The following is a 19,952-nucleotide window of genomic DNA, read 5'->3' as shown; positions in this document are numbered from 1 at the left end:
ACGGAGAGTGGTCCGACTTGAAGGGCGCGCGCAACACCGTCGCGGTGGGCGGCGGCGCGGGCCGAAGGGCTAAAATGGAAAACGGGAGCCTCCGGGCCCCCGTTCAGACAATCGGATGTCAGCCGTCACGTCAGGCGTCGGCCTGCTTGCGACGGCGGTAAAGCCCCAGGGCACCAAGCCCGGTTAGCAGCAGCAGTCCCCCCGCCGGCAGCGGCACGACACCGACGCTCGCACCGTCAAGCGAGAAGCTGTCGTTTGTCTTTGAGCTTGCTATCGTCACTTTAGCAGAAGAAACGAGTGTGCTGAAATCGATGACGATCAACTTCTGGTTGCCATCGCTTTGGAGGCTGTACGATTTCGGATCAACATCCGCTTCATCGATACTCACGGTTACCTTCGCGCCTTGGTCCGCACCATCCATGATGCCGAACACCACGCGATTGAACAGACCACCTTCACCCTTGACCACATCCCAGATTACGCCCAGCGTATCATTGGCGTTCAGAGACCAATTGCCGCCGTCGGGAACGATGTTGTCCTGACCGTTGTCATCCCCATAGTTCAGGAAAAGATTTTGGCAGTTACCACCACTCGCGTCGCATGTTGTACCAGATCCCGTTCCACCGTTCGCGCTGAACGTACCCACATTGGTTTTGAGGTCGCCTAGAAGCTCACCTGACCTCTGACCGTCGGTCTCAGTAATCCCATCGTCCACCACGAGGTTAGTTTCACCATCGATAGCAAAATCTCCATGGTTCTCGAAATCCTGGATCACGAAACCGCTCCCGTTTGCGGTCGCAGCATTGAAATCGTTGATGTCGAACGCCGAGATCGAGATGCTCGTTGCGCTGGCGGCGGTCGCGAATGCGACGCAGCCTGCGGCGGCTGTCATCAAAATGCTTTTCATAATTCCCCCACTCTTACATGGACCGGCGACTCCGGATAGGAGCCTTCACCTTGCCCAAACGTTAACACTTTTCGGCCACAGTTCACAGGGTTTTCTGGCCCGCGCTGACCGACCAGCGGTGCTGCATCGGGCGATCCGGCGGATAGTATGCCTTTTGGTTGCTTGACTGTTTCTGATGGCGGAACAGTCAAGGCCGGTGGAGGTCATCCGCGCGGCTCCGTCGGTTTCCGCCCGCCCCCATGCGGCGGCTCTTGTCGGGGCCGCCGGCGGCTGATTCGAAACGCCGGCCAACGGCCCCGCCCGCGATGGCCGGCAAGGGAACCCGCCGTGACGGACGCACCGGCGTCGCGTCCCGCGTTTCCGCTATCCCGCGGGCCGCGTGGGTGCCGCGGGCTTCGTAAACCGCGTCACTTGTACTCGATCAGTCGCGCCCGCGCCCGGGTCAGTCGGCGCCACCAGTAGGTCAGTGCGCCTTGGGCCTCGGGCAGCTTTGAAAGCGTCAGGAACACGGCCTGGTACCAGGGCCGGCCGCGCAGCCGCAGCCGCACGACCTGTGCCGGCCAGGCCAGAAGCAGAAGCAGGGCCCAGGGCGAAACGAGCGCGCCGAGCACGGTCGCAAGCGGCAGCACCAGCCCCCACGCAACGATCCGGCGCAGCGGCGCCACGCAATGCCGTTCCGGCGGGGCGCCGTGCAGCGCCACCCCTTCGGCAAACGCATAGCCGCCGCGCCTGGTACGCTGCCACCACTGGCCGAAACGGGTCATCGCCGCGTCATGCAGGGCCATTTCCGCGTCCAGCCGCCAGATCTGCCAACCCTCCGCGCGGAGCCGCACGCACAATTCGGGTTCCTCGCCCGCGATCAGGGCAGGGTTGTAGCCGCCCACCGCATCGAGGGCTTCTGTCCGCATCAGCGCATCGCCCCCGCAGGATCGCGCCCGCCCCACGGGCGTGTCCCATTCCGCGTCGATCAGCCGGTTGTAGACACTGGACGCGGGGAATTCCTCGCGCCGCCGCCCGCAGGCGACAGCCACCTCCGGATGCGCGTCGAGAAATTCACGCGCCGTTTCGATCCATCCCGGCTGCAAGCGGCAATCACCATCCAGAAACTGCACATAGCGCGGCGGCCCGCCCATGCGCAGATGGTCCAGCCCCGCATTGCGCGCCCTTGCGGCGGTAAAAGGCCGGGCCAAGTCCAGCGTCACCACATCCGCGTTCCGCGCGCGCGCCGCTTCCTGGCTGCCGTCCGTCGATCCGCTGTCCACATAGACCACGCGCGCCACCTGACCCTGCAAGGCATCCAGACAGGCGATCAGCCGGGCTCCTTCGTTGCGCCCGATCACGACGGCGGCGATATCCAATGCCGCCCTCATGAGGGCGCGAACGGATAACACAGCTCAAGCGCGGGGTGCCCGGGAAAGAGTTCCGCCAGTCGCGCGCGATCTGCCAGGAATTCCGCCTTCAACCGGTCCTGCAAGTCGTCGGGAATGTCGGGCCGCGTTGTCATGGTGCGTCGCGCGCGCACCCAGTTTCGCAAGGCTTTCGGAACCAGCGCGCGGCGCATCGACGTCGCAACCGGGTTGTCGATCAGCAGCCCTTGCATGGGCAACCGCCGCATCCGCGCCGCCGATACATTCTGCGCAGGCATATCATGCACCCAGGCCGCGCCGTAAGGCAGGCCCAGAAAGTCACGGATTTCGGCGAAAGCGGCCTCCGGGTCGGCGCTGATCTGTTCCAGGCTGGTCAGAAGGATCCGGTCCGGACCATAAGCCTCGGCAAAGGGTGCGATCTGCATCCCGTAAAAGCCATAGGCGGCGATTTCAGGGGTGGCGTGGAAGGCCTCGCGCGCGTCCGAGCCCACCCTCCCTTCGGTCCATTCATGGATATAGTGCGAAACCGCGCGCACCATCGGGTTGCGGATCATGTAGACCAACCTTGGCGCATCCAGCATCGCGCGCATCCGGGGCAGGGTCTGAGGATAGGTCGGCAGCTTGGTGTAATGCGTGCTGGCCTCGCCCTTCAGGTCACCGGGTGCGGCATCGGCGAACAGTGCCTCGTACCAGCTTCGACCTCGAGCGTAAATCTGGTCGTCGGAGAAGTAATTGGGTTCTTTCGGGGTGCTCATGAACACACCCTTCTGGTGCGCCAGCTGCGCTTGCAAGGTCGACGTGCCGCATTTCATCGCGCCGATGATCAGGAAATCGGGCAGGCTCATGTCATTCATCCGGCGCCCGGCTCGGGCCAAGCGGGCGAAGCGTGTTGATCCAGATATCGTGCGCCTCCGAGGCAGTGGCGAGTGGCACGGTGCGCCCTGTCAGGCAGCGCGCCTGCGCGATCAGTCGACCTGCCCCCCACATCAGGTTCGCCAGCACGGGCCCCAGCGGGCCGTAAGCCTGCCTGAAAAACCGGGTGCGAGAGGCGTAGTAATAAGGCGGCAGACGGCTGCGCGCCTTTTCAAGCGCCTTGACCGGCCCGCTGCCGCCACGGAAATGCACCGCCACCGCACACGGTTCCTGCACGATGCCCCAGCCCGCGCGACGGGCGCGAAGGCAATATTCGGCGTCCTCGAAATAGAGAAAATACCCCTCATCCATCTGGCCGATCTGGCGCACCGTGCTCCCCCGCAAAAGGATGCAGGCAAAGCTGGCCCATTCGATCTGTTCGGGGTCCACCGGGGGCTGCAGGGCCACGACATGACGCTGCAAGAGCTTCGTGACAGGTCCGCTGGCGGCGCCGCGGATCAACTCGCTGGCGGGCGAATGAAAGCGGAAGCAGCTGACCTGCACATCGCCGTCACGGGTTTCGATCCGCGGGGCGATCAGGCCGGCCTGTGGGTTGGCGTCGGCCGCCGCAAGCACCGTTCGCAGGAAACCCGGGCGCAGCAGCGCATCGGAATTCAGGATCAGGTAGTGCTCCGCCTGAACGGCCGCCATTCCTTGATTGTGCCCCCCCGAGAAACCGGAATTCACAGGCGATCGGAGCAGCGAGATCGGCGTGTCCTCGGGCTGCGCAGCGATCCAGGCCTCGATCTGCTCGGCCGAGCCATCGCCCGAGGCATTGTCCACCACCACCACCCGGGCGTCGAGATCGCCGATATCGTCCAGCACGGAGCGGACACAGTCGAGCGTCATGGGGCCGGTGCGGTAATTGATGACCGAAATCGCGATCCGGAAGGTCATGTGGAGGTGGATTTCGTGCCTGCTTTTGCGCGCTCGATACGTTTGGTCTGCCGGGTATAGCGGATTTGTGACTGCATCAAGGCACGCTCGGCCGGTTCGTTCAAGGCGGTTGGGGGGCGGTAACCGGCGCCGTCGCCCCCGGAAGTTTCTGCCACCACCTTGGGCCGGCTCTCCGCCGCTTGCCACTCCAGCCGACCCCAGAGAGCCCCGGCCAGAAGCCAGGTCAGCGGGGTGTTGGAACTGTTCGGGACGAGATCCACTAGGTTGGCTGCCAGGATGACGGCCAGCGCCGAGCTTTCCATGCCCACGCCATATTTGCGTCGGTGAGCGAACAACAGAAGAATGGGAAGGGTGAGAAGACCGTAGAGCCCGATATAGCCGACCCACCCCCTGACGCCCAGCGTGATGATCCAGTCGCCATCCGAGATCGTGATGTCGCCTCCCGCGTCGTTGTAGACGCGGGACCGGCCCCAGCGCCCCCACCCGAAGAACGGCCGTTCGTTCGCCTTCGCCAGCATGCGCTCCTCGTTTTCAAGCCGTGTCGCGAACGATGCCGCCCGTTGTGGATCGATACCCTCTGCGAGTTGCAGCACGCGATCGACTGGCACAACATCTGCACCGCGTGCCACCGGATAGGCGAGGATGAGGCTCCCGATCACCGCCGCCGCCAGGAGCTGGCCGCGCACGCCGAGAACCAGGATCACCGGCACGAGCGCGGTGGCGATGAAGAGTGCCCCGAGAGTGCGCGACAGGACAAGCGTGCCCAGAAGCCATAATGCACCCAGAAGGAACACGCCGCGTCGCCGCGCGTCTATCCGAGACAGGGCAACCGTTGCCAGCAATGCCATGCACAGGAAGATGCCAAGGACTAAACCATGCTGCAGGAATACAACCGGGCGAAAGCCGCCGCCCCTGACGTGCTGCGCCCAACTGTGCGGGAAAAATCCATAGACCCACCTGTTCAGTTGCGGCGACATGCGCACTTCGAAGAGCGCCAGCAGCGAGTAGCCGAGCGCTGCCACGCAGAGGACCAGCAGCAACAGGCGATGGGTCTCCGGGCTTGCCAGGAAGCGACGCGCCAGAAGTAGCGGCAGGAGCATCAGGAGTGCGGCAGCGGCCATGGCCACGGCATCGTAAAGAGTGACCGCCGGCAGGCGGCGGAAACCGTATGTCAAGGGATCGGTGTTCGTCAGCGCCGTCAGCACGGCTCCCCCCAGAAGCATGGCGATGAGGAGGCGAAGCGCGGGGTGCCGGGGTATGAGGCCATCCGGACGCGCCTCTGAGGCTGACCGATCCGCGAAGACAAGTGCCAGTACCAACGCCGTGAGCGCCGGGATAGAGCGCTTGTCGAAGGCGGGCACGCCGGGCAGGTTCAGCGACGTGTTCTCCGGCAGGAACAGAAAGCCGCCGACGATCGTGACGAGGATGGCAAGCGGCAGGCGCAGCTTCCGGAAGAAAGCCACGCTGACGAGGGGCCACGCGAAAAGGGCCAGGAGCGGCGGCACCATGACTCAGCCAGTCCCCTGCAAGATGTTGAAATTCAGCGGCTCGGGTGCACGCATGCGTCTGACCAATTGCTTCCGTCGCCCCGGCTTCTAGCACATCGCATTGAGACACCCCAGCCTGGACGGATACGCTTCAGGCCGCATTTTGTGCCTTCCGGCACGGCGATTGTCCAAGGACAGGCGACAAGCCGTTCTTCCCGCAGGCGCGGGTTTACCCGCATGACCGGCTCGGACATAACAACGTCGTAAAGGAAAGGTAATTCCCGGCATGCCCCGCCGCCCCTTGCCACGCCTGGCCTATCTGACCTCGCTTTACCCGGCGGTGTCGCACACGTTCATCCAGCGCGAGATAGCCGGGCTTCGGGCGCTTGGCTTCGCGGTCGAGACCTGCTCTGTCCGCCGGCCCGACCCTACCCACCTCAACGGCCCGGAGGAGCGCGAGGCCGAAGCCGACAGTTTCTACATTCTCGATGCGGCACGCCGGCCGACCATCCTGCCACGCGCCCTGCTTTTCACGCTCGCCCGTCCAAGCCGCGCGCTGCAGACGCTGGCGCTGGCCTGGCGCACGGCGCCGCCCGGCATCCGGGGCGGCCTGAAACAGCTGGCCTACCTGGCAGAGGCGATGATTCTCGCCCGACACCTCGTGGCCCGGAACATCGACCACCTCCACAACCATTTCGCCACTGCCAGTGCCAATGTCGCGATGCTTGCCTCCAAAATATCCGGCATTCCTTTCAGCTACACGCTGCATGGACCATCGGACTTGTGCGAGCCTGATACTTGGCAGCTGCGCGAGAAAACCGCGAGAGCCGACTTCGTCGCCTGCATCAGTCATTTTGCCCGCAGCCAGGCCATGTTGTTTTGCGCTCCGGACCAGTGGCAAAAACTACGGATCGTGCATTGCGGTGTTTTCCCCGATCTTTATGCTCATCCCGCTCTGGCGTCTCGCACAGGCATGCACCTTATCTTTGTTGGGCGCTTGGCACCTGTGAAAGGGCTGCGCGTTTTGTTCGAGGCCTTCCGAAAGTCGTGGGCCGCTCACCCTGATCTGCGACTGACTTTGGTAGGTGACGGCGAGGATCGGGCGCATCTGGAGAAACTGGCAAAGCCTTTTGGCGATGTAGTGCGTTTCGCAGGCTACATGTCGCAAGACCAGGTGGCCGCAACCTTGCAATCTGCCGACGCGTTTGTGTTGCCCAGCTTTGCTGAAGGGCTCCCCGTCGTCCTGATGGAAGCACTCGCCAGCGAACGACCGGTCATCGCGACACAGGTGGCCGGGGTCGCTGAACTTGTCGAGGACGGCGCGAACGGTTTTCTCGTGCCGCCTGGTGACGCCGAAAGCCTCGCGGGCCGGATCAGCGCGCTTGCCGACGATCCGGCTCTGCGCACCCGTATGGGCGCGGCCGGCCGCGCCAAGGTAGAGGCCGAATTCGACGCGCACCGGGAAGCTGCGCGAATCGCTGCACTTTTTGTCGGCGAAGGCGGTCACAATCCTCGCCCTGAACCATTAAAATCTGCCCGTGAAATGTCCTGATAGTGCACCCAATTCTGACGTTGTTTCGGGATACCTCCTCGCGAACCAAATCGCCAGCTGGGCTCTGATACTAAATACCGGCTTACTTGAGAAATATTCCATGACACCGATACGATCGAAACCGGAGCTGACCTTTCCGCCTGCTGTTGCAGAGCGCGTTCGCCGAGAATACGCGAAAGCGCATGTGATACTGGAGTACGGGTCGGGTGGCTCCACGGTTCTGGCCGCCGGGCTGCCCGGAACAAGGACCTTCAGTGTCGAGAGCGATGAGAATTGGGCCGAGGGCCTTCGTTCATACATTGCAGCGCAGCACCCGGACGCGGCGGTGACCGTTCATCATGCCGATATTGGCCCGACCCGGGAGTGGGGACATCCGGAACGGTACCGCAAACGCCATGTCCTGCGTTATCTGGACTATTCACGTTCCGTCTGGAAACGAGAGGATTTTCTTCACCCCGACCTGATCCTGATCGACGGTCGCTTCAGGATCGGCTGCTTTCTGACCTGCCTTGCGAACCTCCGACGCCCGACCCGTATCCTGTTCGACGACTATGAAAACCGGCCAAGGTATCATGTTGTGGAGCGCTATTGTCGCCCGGTCGAGACGGTCGAGCGTCTGGCCGTCTTCGAAGCGAGGCCTGAGAATGCCCCGCGCAGCTTCGACTTCGGTCGTATTCGTGCAGAACTTCATCGTATCTGGCCGCGGATGCGGCATTTCGAGCGCAGCAATACAGGGCCGTGTGGCGGATGATCGGAATGTCGAAACAACCCGTCGCCGTCTATGGCGCCCTGCGCTCGGGCACGACGATGCTCCGGTTGATGCTCGATGCCCATTCGAGGCTGTCCTGTCCCGGCGAAACGGATTTCATCTGCGATCATCTGCGTGACGAGGACTCGTACGATGAAAAGGCGCTGGAACGTGACCGCATCTATCGCGCACACCGAGAGCGTTACGCCGACCAACCCCTGCCAGAGCTGACGCCAGATGCACTGATCGGCCGGATTTCCGGGGTGGACTGGACAGCCGTTCTGATGCTGCATCGTCACATCTCCAAGGCGGTCGCGCTGTATCCCGACCTCCGTATCATTCATTTCCTGCGTGATGCGCGGGACGTGGCACGTTTCAGCATTGGCATGGGGTGGGCGGGCAATGTCAACCATGGTGTTGATCACTGGATGGACACCGAACGCGACTGGGCAAGGGTCGCCCCTCGGCTGAAACCGGGGCAGTATCTCACGATCCATTATGAGAGCCTGATCGATGTGCCCGAAGAAACGCTGAGCCGAATCTGGCAATTCATCGGCGTCGACTATGAACCGGTGATGATCGACTACGACAAGACCAGCACCTATTCGAAGCCGTCACCGAAGTTGATATTCGAGTGGAAACGCACGCAGAGCCCGCGGGGGGTCGGACTTGTGGAAGCCAAGATCGGTCCAATGCTGGCAGCCGCAGGCTATCACCCGAGCGGGATTGCGCCACATCATCCGTCCGGTTTCGAGAAGCTCTCACTGACGCTTGGAAACAAACGCGCGACATGGTCTAGGCGCATCCGGCGTTTTGGGCTGCTCGATCCGCTGGTGGTCGCGGTGGCGCACCGACTTCGCCTGCCAAGGCTGTCAGAAAACGCGCAACGCAGAATGGATGAGAAGACCATCAAGTGGTTGAAATGAATGATATCAGCGGGCGTGGCGCTCTCTATGAAGACTGATAAACCTTGCCACGTTCGCTATTTGGCGACGCGTCATTTTGCGAGTCTCGACGGCTTGCGGTTCATCTGCATTTCAGCCGTGATCTGGCATCATATGCCGGACCGCCCCGACGCGATGATGCTTTTCGCGCGCGGCCATGTAGGCGTCGATTTCTTCTTCGTGCTCTCCGGCTTCCTGATCACTACCCTGCTTCTTCGGGAAGAGGCGGCCGAAGGGTCGTTCAGCCTCCGAGGTTTCTACTGGCGGCGCATCCTGCGCATTATCCCGATCTACTTCCTCGTGGTCAGCCTGGCCGCCTTCTACGCCATCGTTATCAAGAACCACACCGAACAGCTGCAGATCCTGCCTTACTACTACCTATTTCTGTCGAACTTCCTGGCGGTGGAGGATATCGGCTTTCTGGCCCCCACCTGGTCACTGGCGGTGGAGGAGCAGTATTACCTTGTCTGGCCCGCACTGCTGCTTCTGGTTCCAAGGGGCTGGATCGTTTCGGTGTTGCTTGCTTTGATCTCGGTGAATGTGTTGGCGGCAATAGGGGCGTTTGCCTTGGTTGGAATTCATCCGATCGACATCGCGCATCTGCGTCTGCAAATCGGCGGAGCCACCTATGCGCCGATCCTTATGGGCTCGCTTGTCGCGATTCTTCTGAACCGGCCGGCGGGTTTTTCCTTTCTCCGACCGATCACCGCCTTCCCGGGTGCCCCCTGGCTCTGGTTTGCCTGTCTCCTCCTTGCTCTGGGGGCTTTCCCCGGCGCTCTCGAAGGCCTGCCGAACTTGCTGGTGCACAGCCTGATGTGCCTGATGCTTGTGAGCCTCGTGATCCGTGAAGATCACGCCATGGCACCCGTGTTGAAGCTGCAACCGATCGCCCGAATCGGGCAGATAAGCTACGGGATATACCTCTATCACCTCTTTGCGCTCTCCCTGGTCATGAAGGGGTTCGAGGAGCTGGGCCTCACAGGCGCAGGGTGGATCCTGGTTATTTATTATGCCCTGTCGATCATGATTGCGGAAACAAGTTACCGATATTTCGAGGTCTGGTTCATGCAGTTCCGAAAGAAACCGCCACCCCATGCCAATTCACGGCCCCCACGCACGGAGCGAAGAAGATCATGATCGCCTCGGCTGCCAGTTTTCGCCTCGAAGCCGTGACCTTAGGCGGAGAAACGCAAGCCGGGCAGCAACAACTGCTTCGAAAATACGACCGCGTCTGAGAGCTCCGAGCGCGACAAGATGTTGTCGATAGCCATACCTTGAGAACCACTTGGTCCGTGCGCGGGACAGCAGGTCTAAATCTGGAAAAGGAGCTGATATTCCCAAATTACTCTCGAGCACCTTAAGATGCCCTTTGCATATTCTCGCTCCATTACTTGTTGATTGGTGTGGATGGCGGCGATAATCCATTACCTTGATTCCGTGACTGAAAATTCTTCCAACATGAATTAGTCTAAGATTAAGGTCTATGTCCTGAGAATATCTAAATGCCTCGTTGTAACCATTAACTTTTTGAATAGCAGACTTTAGATACAAACACTGCGATGGACAAGGCGTGACACGCAAGGCGATATCTTGCAGCTTGACTTCTTCTATTGGTGTCGGGTTGGCATGCAGGAGGTTTCCGTTCTCATCGATAACGTCGTTCGATCCGAAAACCATCGCGGCGTCGGCTCGTTCCGCGAAGGCTCTCAAGTGATCCCGGATCGCGTTCTCGTGTAAACGATCATCGGCGTCGAGGAACAGGAGGTAATCTCCACTCGCTTTCGACAAACCGGCATTGCGCGCCGCCGCAGCGCCACCGTTCGGGCCCGTCAAAACCGCTATCCTCGCATCCTGCGAGGCCAGATCGCGAGCCGTTTCCAGCGTACGATCCTGTGATCCGTCATCGACGATGATGATTTCCAAAGGCGGAACCGATTGCTGGAAAACGGAGTGCACCGCTTCTTTCAGGAATCTATCGGCATTGTACGCCGGGATGATAACACTTACTGATCTCGTCATTTCCTTCGCTAATCCATTTGTGCGTGTAGACATGTTTCGAAGGCCCTCCGGCACAACGTGCTAAAAAGCGCTTGTTCTGGCAACCTGAAGCTGCGTCACCCACCGCTCCAAACCGCCGCACGTTCCGCCTCGATCCGAACGACCGTACGGGCCTTTCCGCGCCAGAGGACCTCGCGCTGGTAGGCGCGGATGAAGGCGCGCAACTCGGGGTCGGGCAGTTGGGCCTCCCCTCGCCACCATGCGCCCAAGTAGCCCTGCAGCGTGGCGAGTCCCCCCAGCAGATAGGGGCGATAGCGCATCCGGTTGACCGCCGTGGCCAGAAAGTAGAGCGGGTCCGTTCCCATGAAATACTGCCCGCGCCCGTGGCGCCGGCGCCCCGCGTAGATGTTCTGCTGGCTCGACCCCATCGGGCGCAGATGTTCGAATTCGAGCTCCGGGTCTCGCCAGCTCACGGCTTTCCACCCCAGCATCCGGGCCTTGTGGCAATCGATCCCGTCCCACATGACTTCCCGCACGAAACCGCCGATTTGCCGGAAACAGGGAGTCCGGTAGAATTTGGTCATGCCGAGAGAAACGTCGTCTCCGATGCCTTCGCTGATGGACCGCCCGGCCCTGTCTTTGAAATAGGCCTTACCAGAACAGGTGCCGACGCGGGGATCTGCCTCCATCCGGTCCATCAAACCGGCGAAATAGCCTCGCGGCAAATCCAGATCGAGGTCGAGCTTGCACAGGTACGTGTAATCGGTGAGCGAAACCAGATCGAGGCCCGCGTAAAATGCATCGATCACGCCTGGGCCCACGGCCCGATGCCCACGGTCTTCGCGCCGGATCACGTTGATCCAGTCATGCCGCGCGGCATACTCGGCGAGGATCTCCGGGCTCTCGTCGGTGGAGCCATCGTCGACGATGATCCAGCGCGCCGGCCGCTCGGTCTGTGCGACCACGCTATCGAACGTGCGGCGCATGTACTGCGCCTCGTTCCGGCCGGGCGAGATGACGAGATAGGCGCGGCAAGGGTCGGAAGATCCAGTCATGCCGTGCTACTGCTGCCGGATTGTGGCATGAGGATGAATATCGTTCGCCATATCTTACAAAACCCACTTATGTTGCGTTAACTCGTGCGCGACGTCTGTCCGTCGCGCGACTTGAGCACGCGGCGGTGCCGAGCAATGTATGAATAGACATGGTTGGTAACCCATGACATTGACTCACGCAATCGACGGCAAGACGGCACGGATGTGTGTGATCGGGCTGAGCCATGTCGCGCAAGCCGGGGCTGATCTCTCCGGTCGGGCCGTTTATGGCTGGGGTCAGAAAGCAACGGGAATGACCGGTCGTTGCGCGTGCCGGCAAAAGGAGTAACGCCGCATGTCTCTGACCATGACCGTCCTGCGCCTCTATGCGGCGCTGTTGCGGAAGGCGACACCGAATTCCGGCCTGACGAAAATGGCATTCAACCCAGTGACGAACCGGTTGTTCGCCAAACTGCAGCGCCAGGGCCACCATCTTCTGCCCACGACCACGCTGGAAGGTGTGCCGCTCGAGGTCGATACCCGCGATTATCACGGGCGCATCCTCTGGCTCTTCGGCTCCAACGATTTCAAGGTGTCACGCCTCGCGCGGGCGCTCCTGCGGGACGGCGATGTCTTTCTGGACATCGGAGCAAACTATGCGACCGTGGGTCTTAGCGTAGCGTCCCGCTTTGGGCCGACCGTCCCGGTCCACCTGTTCGAGCCGCAGCCCGCCTTGGCTGACACCGTAGCCGCCGGCATCGCTGCAGCCGGGCTTGCGGACGCGGTCAAGTTGCACCGCTGTGCGCTCTACGACTCGGCCGGGACGCTGACGCTGCGCGTGCCGGCGACCCATTCCGGAATGGCGACCCTTGAGGCAGACAAAATGCTGAGGGGAGAGACGCGCGAGATCGCGATCCCCACGGAAGACACCGCCGCCTATGTCGCGCCTCTCGTCGGTGAACGTTCTTTTGGCGTTAAGATTGACATCGAGGGTGCCGAGCCAAAGGTCCTTCCCGCGCTCGTCGCCATGCCCGGCCTGCGCTTTTGCATTTTCGAGGGCGCCAACAACCAGGAAGACCTGTTCGACCTTTTCACACGTGCTGGTTTCGCCCTCTTCGGCCTCCGCCGCAGCGTTTTGAGAGTCACCCTCGGCCCGGTGGCCACAGTCGAAGAAGCCGCGCAATACCATGACCTCCTCGCATTGCGGGATGGTCCGGCGCTGGAGGCTTCGGTCGTGCAACTCTCCGAAATTGTGCGATCGGCGCGACCTGCGCCGCAGTAGTTTAAGCGACGTGAGTGGTCTCGGACTTCCTCGCAAGGTTGTAAATCTTCACAACCTGCAGCGCCTTCGCAGACCGTTCAGTCGGCGAAAGCGAGGTCGCAAGTCGTGGTGGAACGCGGGACGCGCAGGTCAGACATGATTTCGGGCCGCGCTCCTATGCGAACAGTTTAGCCCCGTGTGTTCAGTCACCAGTTTGCCCGTGCCGCTATAATAGATCGCCAGCAATAAGATGACGAGGGCGATCGCTTCCAGAAGAACTCCACCGCCGGACGCTTACCGCCTTCTTGCTCTTCGGCCCCAATAATTTCAAGATGCCGCGGCCTGCCCAGTCCCTTTCCCTGATTTCAAGATCTCGACTTGTTCAGAAAGGGCTTCTGCGCCCCTTCTGGATGAAAAGTTGGTTTCGACCTTGCGTCTTGCTGCTTTGCCGATGGATGTAGCCTTCACTGGATTTTCGATAATATAGAGAACCGCATTCACAATCGCTTTGGCGGACCGTGGCGGAATTAAAAATCCATCAACGTGGTCATCGATTAGCTCCATGACGCCGCCAACGCGGGCTCCAATGGTTGGGACCTCACAGCTCATCGCCTCCATGAAAGCCACACCAAGCGCCTCCTTGAAGCTGGCCAGTATGAAGATGTGGCTTTGCAAAATATTTTTCTTCACTTCCTCCGAGTCGGTAGCCCCTAGCAATAACACATCGTCTTTTAACCCTAGTTCAAGGATTTTGTCCTCAACAACTCTCCGGAAGCCCGTGCCGCCGCTATCGTCTTCTCCTGCAATCACCAATTTTGCTGGGACGCCTTTATCCCTTAGATTTTTTATGGCAGCGATGGACTCCAAGTGGCCTTTAATTGGATTGAGTCTGGCGCACGAGAAGATGCGCAGGTCCCCCGTTCCATCGAACGGTTTATACGGAGAAATTCTTTTAAAGTGTTCAGTGTCAACGCCCATTGCTTGCTTTACAAGTCTTTTGGGGAGGTCATCGCCAAGATGAGTTCTGAGATCCAAAAGCAAGTTGTCCGTAATAACCATTCCAAAGCTGGCGTTTCTCCATTTAAAGTTCTGGAGGGGTCCATAATCTTCCAAAGCGCCGTGAAGTGTGAGGCTATAAGTTTGTCCGCTGTAAAGACTTGAAAGTGCAGCGATTAAGGCTGAGCGACTACAGGAATGGACGTGGACATGCTGGATATTCTTTTGTTCGCAGATCCGCGAAAGCTTGGCTGCTAACGGCAAGCACAGACCGGCGTCACGAAGAGAAAGGTTTTGCTCAGCAAGAGTTCGCCGGCTGGCTGTCCATGACAGAGCTCTGAAAGCAGAAGCTATATCTTGATGAGCCAGATATGTTGTCTCCTTTATCGCCTCTTTGGACCATGAATGTACAATTAGATTTTTCGGAGGAGGTCTGGTGCTTAAAAGCGTAACTTCGTGGCCAAGTCGGCGAAGTTCATTTATTTCACGCCAGAAAAACATATGTGTCTGCCCGGGAAATTCTGGCACAAGATAGCCAATATGAGACAGCTTATCCATTTTTCTGTTTTCCAATAAATTATCAGGAAATCCAGCCCCTTAAGGACGCAATCTTAATATCGATTGATAAACCGCGCCAACCTGCTTTGCCTTGGCGGACCAGGTAAAGTCGCTCAAGGCGCGGTCGTGGGCTGCGGCGGATAGGCGTGCAAGGGGCGAGGGGTCGGTGGCGAGTGCGGCGAGGCGGTCGCGCAAGGCAGACACGATCTCGGGCCGCGTTCCTATGGGAACGGTATAGCCCGTGTCTTCGGCAACCAACTCGCCGGGCCCGCCGTAATCGACCACAAGCGGCACGGTGCCGAGGGCCATCGCCTCCAGAACCACGCCGCCGCCGAACTCGCGGATCGAGGGAAAGGCGAGGATATGGGCGCGGCCGAGGATGTCGGGCACCGCCTTGTGGTCGACCCAACCGTGGAAGGTCACCGCATGGTCGAGGCCGAGGGCCGATGCCTGGGCGCGCAGCTCTGGTATCATCGGCCCATCGCCCACGATGTCGAGCAGGAGCCGGCCATCGGATAGCAGCGGCGCCGCCGCCTCCAGCAGCATGTCCGGACCCTTGTAGGGCACCAGCCTGCCCACGAAACAGGCGCGCAGCGGCGGCGGCGTCGGACGCTCATGCGGCGTGCCGAACCTGTCGGGGTGGATCGCGTTCTCCGGCATCCAAGTCACCTTTGGCTGGAACTCATCCGGGATTTCGCTCGCCGTGTGGCGCGAACCGGCGAGAATCGCGGAACAGGCCTGCAGCATCCTTCGCCGTCCCGGCGCAACCTTGTAGGCGCCACGGACGTAGGAGAGCCATTCCTTCTCCTTCCGCCGAGCGTTGTCGAAAGCCCTTGGCCAGGGTACGCCGCCATTGAGCGGACCCAGCACGAAGGGCACGCCGGCAGCGGCGCAGGGCGCGGCGATGGGGCTCACCACGGTCGGCGAGAGCGGCGTGATCCGATGGACGGCGTCGAAGCCGCCCGCGCGTATCTCCGCCCCGAAGCGGCGCCAGACCAGCCGCTCGAAATAGGGATAGGACAGCGCGTTAAGCGCCATCTTAGCGGTCCAGCCGAGCCGGAGCGCTTTGCTCATACGCCAGAGCGGCCGTTCCACCGCCTCGCTGTCGATGGCGGTGAAGTCCTCTCCCTCAACGAGACCCGCCCGCAGGATCGCATCGCGGTTGCGAACCTGCGTGACGAGATGCACGTCCGCCACCTCTCGCAGAGCTTGCGCCAGCGACCAGCCCACGAGAGGCACACTTACCCATTCGGGGTTGGCCGCCTCAGCGAGTACCAGAACACGAGGCTTGGATTGCAATCGAGTCATTCCAAAATGCGGTATTTTCCCACGCGTAATCAAAACCCAGCATGTTGTCGACCCTTGGGTGATGGGGGCCAACGCGATCTCGCTTGCGTTTCCCAGACCCCAGAAAGAACACCGATCGAGCGAAACTGGCGCCCTCGCGCACTTTCCTTGCGTCTGAACGCTGATTTCGCGGGCGAGAGTGCCGTGGCAACCGGATCAAACCCCGACCGTCCTCGACGGTTGGCGCTGCTGCATTGCGGATCAAGCCCAATCCTGTCGCCGCGTGCGCTGCATCTCGGCCGAACCATCGGCTCACCTCAGCGAGGGCATCCGGCAACCTCCGGTCGAGGGCGGGGTGAGGAGACTCATCGGTTCAGTCGGCGGATCGCCCGCACAGGGACAGACCGCTCCAAACCCGGGCACTTGTGCCGCCCCGTGAACAGCTGCTTTCGCAGCGTCGCGCCACAGGTTCAATTTCTTGCCAACCGCGAATAAAGCTCTCACTTTCGCGGCGCGATGTTGCTAGGGTTCACGCGGTGCAGAGGTTCCCTCTCCGCTATGTCTGTTGGTGAACGCAGGGCCGGGTTGATGGTGTCCGAAAGCAGTTTCTCCTCTTCGATCCGGCCGCTTGGAGCGGTCAATGGCTGGGGGCTCTTCTGGCTCCTCGTCGCCACGGTTTCGGCCGGGTTCTACTTTTCGAACGGGCTTCGCGCCTTGCTCGAGGCCTGGCAGCTGCCGGAGTACAGCCACGGCCCCCTGATTCCGGTGCTCTCGGCGTTGCTTTTCCTGCGTCACATGAGGGAGGTGCCCGTCGATCCGGGCCCCAAGAACGACCGCTGGCCGGGTGTCGCACTCGTCGTCGTCTCGTTGCTCTTCGGCGGCCTGGGCATCCTCTCCGGCATCGACGACATCGTGGCCTATGCGCTGATCCTCTGGATCGGCGGCATGCTGCTGATCAGCTGGGGCTGGCGCATCGGTTGGCGCTTCTGGCCCGGCGTCGTCCACCTTGCGCTGATGCTGCCCTTGCCCGGCGTGATCTACTACAAGACCACGACCTATCTGCAGTTCGTGTCATCGGAACTTGGCGTGTGGTTCCTGCGGCTGCTCTCGGTGCCGGTGTTTCTGGATGGAAACATCATCGATCTCGGCGTGACCCGCTTGCATGTGGCCGAAGCCTGCTCGGGGCTGCGCTATATGTTCCCGATCCTCAGCTTTTCCTACATTTTCGCGGTGCTTTACCAGGGCCCGGCGTGGCACAAGATGGTGTTGCTGCTGTCGGCTGCACCGATCGCGATCGTGATGAATTCCATTCGCATCGCCGCGGCCGGCATCATCGTGCAGCAATTCGGCAACGAATGGCTCGACGGTTTCACCCATTTCTTCGAAGGCTGGGTGATCTTCGTCAGCTGCGTCGTTATCCTTTTCCTCCTGGCGTGGTTGCTGCTGTTCCTGCATCCTGAACGGCCCTCGCTGACAGAGGCCTTGGACCTCGACATTTCCGGCGTCATGCCGCAATTCGCACGGCTTCAATATGTGCGCGCCTCGGGCGCAATGGTCAGCGCAGCGGTCGCAGGCCTGATCGCCCTCGGTGCGCTTGCGTCGCTGCCCGACCGTGGCGGCGTTGCACCGGAACGCGATCCCTTCTCGCTGTTCCCGCGTGACTTCGGAGAGTGGCGACAGGCCGGGCCGAGGGAATTGTTGACCGAGGGCGTGGCCCAAAGTCTTGGCGCGGACGACTACCACCAGGTGACCCTCACCAGCCTTGCCGCAGCCGCCCCCGTGGGACTGTTCATGGCATGGTACGAAGACCAGAGCCAAGGCGGCGTCCATTCCCCGGAGATCTGCCTGCCGGGCGGCGGCTGGGAAATCGCCTGGCTGGAACGCACCGACGTGACCGCGCAACTGGGCAGTGACACACCCTTCCACCTGAACCGCGCGATCATCCAGCAAGGCGAGGCGAGGATGATGGTCTATTACTGGTTCCAGCAGAAGGACCGCCGGATCGCGTGGGATTTCGCGGCGAAATATTGGCTGATGGTGGATGGAATCATCACTGGGCGCACCGACGGTGCCCTTGTCCGCCTTATCACCGCCATCCGTCCGGGCGAGAGCGACGCCGAGGCCGAAGCCCGCCTTCAGGACGTGCTCGAGGAAATCAACCCAGCGCTGCCCCGCTTCATTCCGGAGGGGTAGGGTTTATCATCGGTCATGCCATGAACTGTTTCATGCGATGACTGAAAATATCATCGCGCGATGACCCAATAATCTAGCAGGAAGTATATGTCGCCCGTATCAATCCCTTTCAATAGGCCTTCCCTCATCGGGGATGAGCTCAAACACGTACAGGAGGCCATTGAACGCGGCCAGCTTTCAGGTGATGGATACTTTACCAAAGCTTGCAACGCACAGCTCGTCCAAATGACAGAAGCAAAGGCAGCACTTCTCACGCACTCCTGCACCGCAGCTCTCGAAATGGCGGCCATCCTGTGTGATCTGCAACCCGATGATGAAGTAATAATGCCGTCATTCACTTTTGTGTCGACGGCAAACGCTGTCGCATTGCGCGGTGCCGTTCCGGTTTTCGTGGACATCCGGCCAGAAACGCTCAACATCGACCCCGATCAGGTGAAACAAGCTGTTACGGACAAGACAAAAGCCATATTTGCCGTGCATTACGCCGGCTTCCCGGCAGACATGGACGCCTTGGCCCAGATTGCCCGAAGCCACGATCTGTTGCTCGTTGAGGATGCCGCGCAGGCGCTTGGCTCAACATACAAGGGCCGCCCTGCAGGAAGCCTCGGCGATATGGCCGCCTTCAGCTTTCACGAGACCAAAAACATTATCAGCGGGGAGGGCGGTGCTCTGACGATTATGCGCCCGGACCTGATCGAACGGGCCGAGATCATCCGCGAAAAAGGCACCAACAGATCTCTATTCCTGCGGGGACAGGTTGATAAATACACTTGGGTCGACATCGGCTCATCTTTTCTGCCCGGTGAACTTGTCGCGGCTTTCTTGAATGGCCAGTTGGAACAAGCAGACGCCATCAAGACGCAACGCTTGGCACTGTATGACCGTTATCGAGCAGCCTTTTCCGACCTTGCCGCTACAGGTCGCGTTCAATTGCCACTGGAGCCGGAAGGCACCACCGGCAATGGGCATATGTTTTATTTTCTGATGCGCGACCTCGAAGACCGGCAGGCGTTTATCACGCATATGCGTGATGCGGGCATTATTGCGCCGTTCCACTACGTCCCGTTGCACTCGGCGCCGGCTGGGCTGAAGCATGCGCGTTTCCACGGCAACAGGCTGCCCGTGACCGATGATATTACAGCGCGGTTGGTTCGACTGCCGTTGTTCTATGAACTGAACAGCGCCATAGATGCAGTGATATCGGAAGTGCAGCGTTATTTCACGGAACAGAGGTAATGGGATATCTGACGCAGGATGCCCTGAAGGCGATGGGGTTCGCCCATCTGGGCAAAAACGTGAAGATCAGCGATAAGGCGTCCATCTACGAGCCCGAAAAGATGGAAATCGGTGATAATTCCCGGATTGATGATTTTTGCGTTGTATCTGGCAAGGTTGAGATGGGGCGGAACACTCATTTATCCCCCTTCTGCCTCGTAAATGGAGGAAAAGTTGGAATCTTTATTGGTGATTTTACCGGGCTTTCTTTTGGAACGAAGGTATTTGCACACACCGACGATTGTAGCGGTGAGGCAATGATCGGCCCGACAGTGCCGCGCGAATTCACGAACGTCCGCGCGCAGGCCGTTCATCTAGGACGCCATGTCGTGACAGGAGCCGGCACCATCATAGCTGCTGGTGTCACATTGGGCGACGGTGTTGCAACTGGCGCTGCGACGCTCGTTTTGAAATCACTTGATGGATGGGGAATTTATGCTGGCATGCCCGCCAGAAGACTGCGCGACCGTTCTCGCCATCTCTTACAGATCGAAAATGAGTATCTTCAGAAAAAAACTCAGGATTGATTTGCGAAA

17 protein-coding genes are annotated in these 19,952 nt (G+C 60.4%); 8 read left to right on the top strand and 9 right to left on the bottom strand.

All coding sequences use genetic code 11. The features are described from left to right. Nucleotides 1-130: 130 nt before the first annotated feature. The 5 genes from AB6A69_RS10275 to AB6A69_RS10255 form a co-directional block, all read right to left on the bottom strand. On the bottom strand, nt 131-892 hold the full coding sequence (locus AB6A69_RS10275) for a VPLPA-CTERM sorting domain-containing protein (protein ID WP_371060685.1): 762 nt from the start codon (nt 890-892) through the stop codon (nt 131-133). A 422-nt stretch (nt 893-1,314) separates the two neighbouring features. Beyond that, entirely contained in the window at nt 1,315-2,277 is a 963-nt protein-coding gene (locus AB6A69_RS10270) for a glycosyltransferase family 2 protein (protein WP_371060684.1), read from the bottom strand. Then, nucleotides 2,274-3,119 (bottom strand): sulfotransferase, encoded by an 846-nt coding sequence (locus AB6A69_RS10265; protein WP_371060683.1) that lies wholly within the window; start codon nt 3,117-3,119, stop codon nt 2,274-2,276. Before AB6A69_RS10265 ends, AB6A69_RS10270 begins: the two co-directional genes overlap by 4 nt. Before the next feature lies 1 nt (nt 3,120). After that, nucleotides 3,121-4,083, bottom strand: a complete 963-nt coding sequence (locus AB6A69_RS10260; protein ID WP_371060682.1) for a glycosyltransferase family 2 protein — start codon at nt 4,081-4,083, stop codon at nt 3,121-3,123. Next, nucleotides 4,080-5,591: an O-antigen ligase family protein gene (locus AB6A69_RS10255; RefSeq protein WP_371060681.1), complete on the bottom strand. Its 1,512-nt coding sequence runs from the start codon at nt 5,589-5,591 to the stop codon at nt 4,080-4,082. Before AB6A69_RS10255 ends, AB6A69_RS10260 begins: the two co-directional genes overlap by 4 nt. Before the next feature lie 265 nt (nt 5,592-5,856). On the opposite strand from AB6A69_RS10255, the gene AB6A69_RS10250 reads away from it, so the two are divergent. From AB6A69_RS10250 to AB6A69_RS10235, 4 genes are all read left to right on the top strand, one after another. Further along, on the top strand, nt 5,857-7,122 hold the full coding sequence (locus AB6A69_RS10250; protein ID WP_371060680.1) for a glycosyltransferase family 4 protein: 1,266 nt from the start codon (nt 5,857-5,859) through the stop codon (nt 7,120-7,122). 100 nt (nt 7,123-7,222) lie between these two features. Then, a complete protein-coding gene (locus AB6A69_RS10245; RefSeq protein ID WP_371060679.1) occupies nt 7,223-7,873 on the top strand; it encodes a hypothetical protein in 651 nt (216 codons plus the stop codon). Between the two features lie 5 nt (nt 7,874-7,878). After that, a complete protein-coding gene (locus AB6A69_RS10240; protein ID WP_371060678.1) occupies nt 7,879-8,796 on the top strand; it encodes a sulfotransferase in 918 nt (305 codons plus the stop codon). A gap of 27 nt (nt 8,797-8,823) precedes the next feature. Then, nucleotides 8,824-9,951, top strand: coding sequence for an acyltransferase family protein (locus tag AB6A69_RS10235; protein ID WP_371060677.1), 1,128 nt, complete (start codon nt 8,824-8,826; stop codon nt 9,949-9,951). Here the strand turns inward: AB6A69_RS10235 and AB6A69_RS10230 are convergent. Beyond that, a complete protein-coding gene (locus tag AB6A69_RS10230) occupies nt 9,946-10,866 on the bottom strand; it encodes a glycosyltransferase (RefSeq protein ID WP_371060676.1) in 921 nt (306 codons plus the stop codon). The two genes, AB6A69_RS10235 and AB6A69_RS10230, sit on opposite strands and share 6 nt — an antisense overlap. 62 nt (nt 10,867-10,928) lie before the next feature. Further along, nucleotides 10,929-11,867 carry a glycosyltransferase family 2 protein gene (locus AB6A69_RS10225; RefSeq protein ID WP_371060675.1) on the bottom strand — a complete coding sequence of 313 codons (939 nt, stop codon included), beginning with the start codon at nt 11,865-11,867 and terminating at the stop codon, nt 10,929-10,931. A 334-nt stretch (nt 11,868-12,201) separates the two neighbouring features. Here AB6A69_RS10225 and AB6A69_RS10220 point away from each other — a divergent pair, with 334 nt between their 5' ends. Next, on the top strand, nt 12,202-13,128 hold the full coding sequence (locus AB6A69_RS10220; protein ID WP_371060674.1) for an FkbM family methyltransferase: 927 nt from the start codon (nt 12,202-12,204) through the stop codon (nt 13,126-13,128). Between the two features lie 306 nt (nt 13,129-13,434). Here AB6A69_RS10220 and epsE read toward each other — a convergent pair whose 3' ends face one another. Then, on the bottom strand, nt 13,435-14,661 hold the full coding sequence (gene epsE / locus AB6A69_RS10215; RefSeq protein ID WP_371060673.1) for an exopolysaccharide biosynthesis GT4 family glycosyltransferase EpsE: 1,227 nt from the start codon (nt 14,659-14,661) through the stop codon (nt 13,435-13,437). A gap of 39 nt (nt 14,662-14,700) precedes the next feature. Then, nucleotides 14,701-15,969: a glycosyltransferase family 4 protein gene (locus AB6A69_RS10210; protein ID WP_371060672.1), complete on the bottom strand. Its 1,269-nt coding sequence runs from the start codon at nt 15,967-15,969 to the stop codon at nt 14,701-14,703. A gap of 567 nt (nt 15,970-16,536) precedes the next feature. Between AB6A69_RS10210 and xrtD the strand changes: the two genes are divergently transcribed. From xrtD to AB6A69_RS10195, 3 genes are all read left to right on the top strand, one after another. Next, nucleotides 16,537-18,141 carry a VPLPA-CTERM-specific exosortase XrtD gene (gene xrtD / locus AB6A69_RS10205; RefSeq protein ID WP_371060671.1) on the top strand — a complete coding sequence of 535 codons (1,605 nt, stop codon included), beginning with the start codon at nt 16,537-16,539 and terminating at the stop codon, nt 18,139-18,141. An 87-nt stretch (nt 18,142-18,228) separates the two neighbouring features. Beyond that, nucleotides 18,229-19,377 carry a dTDP-4-amino-4,6-dideoxygalactose transaminase gene (gene rffA / locus AB6A69_RS10200; RefSeq protein WP_371060670.1) on the top strand — a complete coding sequence of 383 codons (1,149 nt, stop codon included), beginning with the start codon at nt 18,229-18,231 and terminating at the stop codon, nt 19,375-19,377. Further along, the gene (locus tag AB6A69_RS10195) at nt 19,377-19,943 is read left to right on the top strand and encodes a hypothetical protein (RefSeq protein WP_371060669.1); all 567 of its coding nucleotides are present in this window, start codon (nt 19,377-19,379) and stop codon (nt 19,941-19,943) included. Before rffA ends, AB6A69_RS10195 begins: the two co-directional genes overlap by 1 nt. The last annotated feature ends 9 nt before the right edge of the window (nt 19,944-19,952 follow it).

This window comes from Rhodosalinus sp. 5P4, from assembly GCF_041365695.1.
Taxonomy (GTDB): domain Bacteria; phylum Pseudomonadota; class Alphaproteobacteria; order Rhodobacterales; family Rhodobacteraceae; genus Rhodosalinus.
The sequence above is the reverse complement of the archived record's forward strand: the minus strand, read 5'-3'. Positions and strand labels throughout refer to the sequence as shown.

What these genes read in the sequence shown, in the direction of transcription:
- xrtD (WP_371060671.1), top strand. Translation starts at nt 16,537, where the DNA reads ATGGTGTCCGAAAGCAGTTTCTCCTCTTCGATCCGGCCGCTTGGAGCG.
- AB6A69_RS10260 (WP_371060682.1), bottom strand. Translation starts at nt 4,083, where the DNA reads ATGACCTTCCGGATCGCGATTTCGGTCATCAATTACCGCACCGGCCCC.
- epsE (WP_371060673.1), bottom strand. Translation starts at nt 14,661, where the DNA reads ATGGATAAGCTGTCTCATATTGGCTATCTTGTGCCAGAATTTCCCGGG.
- AB6A69_RS10225 (WP_371060675.1), bottom strand. Translation starts at nt 11,867, where the DNA reads ATGACTGGATCTTCCGACCCTTGCCGCGCCTATCTCGTCATCTCGCCC.
- AB6A69_RS10275 (WP_371060685.1), bottom strand. Translation starts at nt 892, where the DNA reads ATGACAGCCGCCGCAGGCTGCGTCGCATTCGCGACCGCCGCCAGCGCA.
- AB6A69_RS10230 (WP_371060676.1), bottom strand. Translation starts at nt 10,866, where the DNA reads ATGTCTACACGCACAAATGGATTAGCGAAGGAAATGACGAGATCAGTA.
- AB6A69_RS10250 (WP_371060680.1), top strand. Translation starts at nt 5,857, where the DNA reads ATGCCCCGCCGCCCCTTGCCACGCCTGGCCTATCTGACCTCGCTTTAC.
- AB6A69_RS10265 (WP_371060683.1), bottom strand. Translation starts at nt 3,119, where the DNA reads ATGAGCCTGCCCGATTTCCTGATCATCGGCGCGATGAAATGCGGCACG.
- AB6A69_RS10220 (WP_371060674.1), top strand. Translation starts at nt 12,202, where the DNA reads ATGTCTCTGACCATGACCGTCCTGCGCCTCTATGCGGCGCTGTTGCGG.
- AB6A69_RS10210 (WP_371060672.1), bottom strand. Translation starts at nt 15,969, where the DNA reads ATGACTCGATTGCAATCCAAGCCTCGTGTTCTGGTACTCGCTGAGGCG.
- AB6A69_RS10235 (WP_371060677.1), top strand. Translation starts at nt 8,824, where the DNA reads ATGAAGACTGATAAACCTTGCCACGTTCGCTATTTGGCGACGCGTCAT.
- AB6A69_RS10195 (WP_371060669.1), top strand. Translation starts at nt 19,377, where the DNA reads ATGGGATATCTGACGCAGGATGCCCTGAAGGCGATGGGGTTCGCCCAT.
- AB6A69_RS10240 (WP_371060678.1), top strand. Translation starts at nt 7,879, where the DNA reads ATGTCGAAACAACCCGTCGCCGTCTATGGCGCCCTGCGCTCGGGCACG.
- AB6A69_RS10245 (WP_371060679.1), top strand. Translation starts at nt 7,223, where the DNA reads ATGACACCGATACGATCGAAACCGGAGCTGACCTTTCCGCCTGCTGTT.
- AB6A69_RS10270 (WP_371060684.1), bottom strand. Translation starts at nt 2,277, where the DNA reads ATGAGGGCGGCATTGGATATCGCCGCCGTCGTGATCGGGCGCAACGAA.
- AB6A69_RS10255 (WP_371060681.1), bottom strand. Translation starts at nt 5,591, where the DNA reads ATGGTGCCGCCGCTCCTGGCCCTTTTCGCGTGGCCCCTCGTCAGCGTG.
- rffA (WP_371060670.1), top strand. Translation starts at nt 18,229, where the DNA reads ATGTCGCCCGTATCAATCCCTTTCAATAGGCCTTCCCTCATCGGGGAT.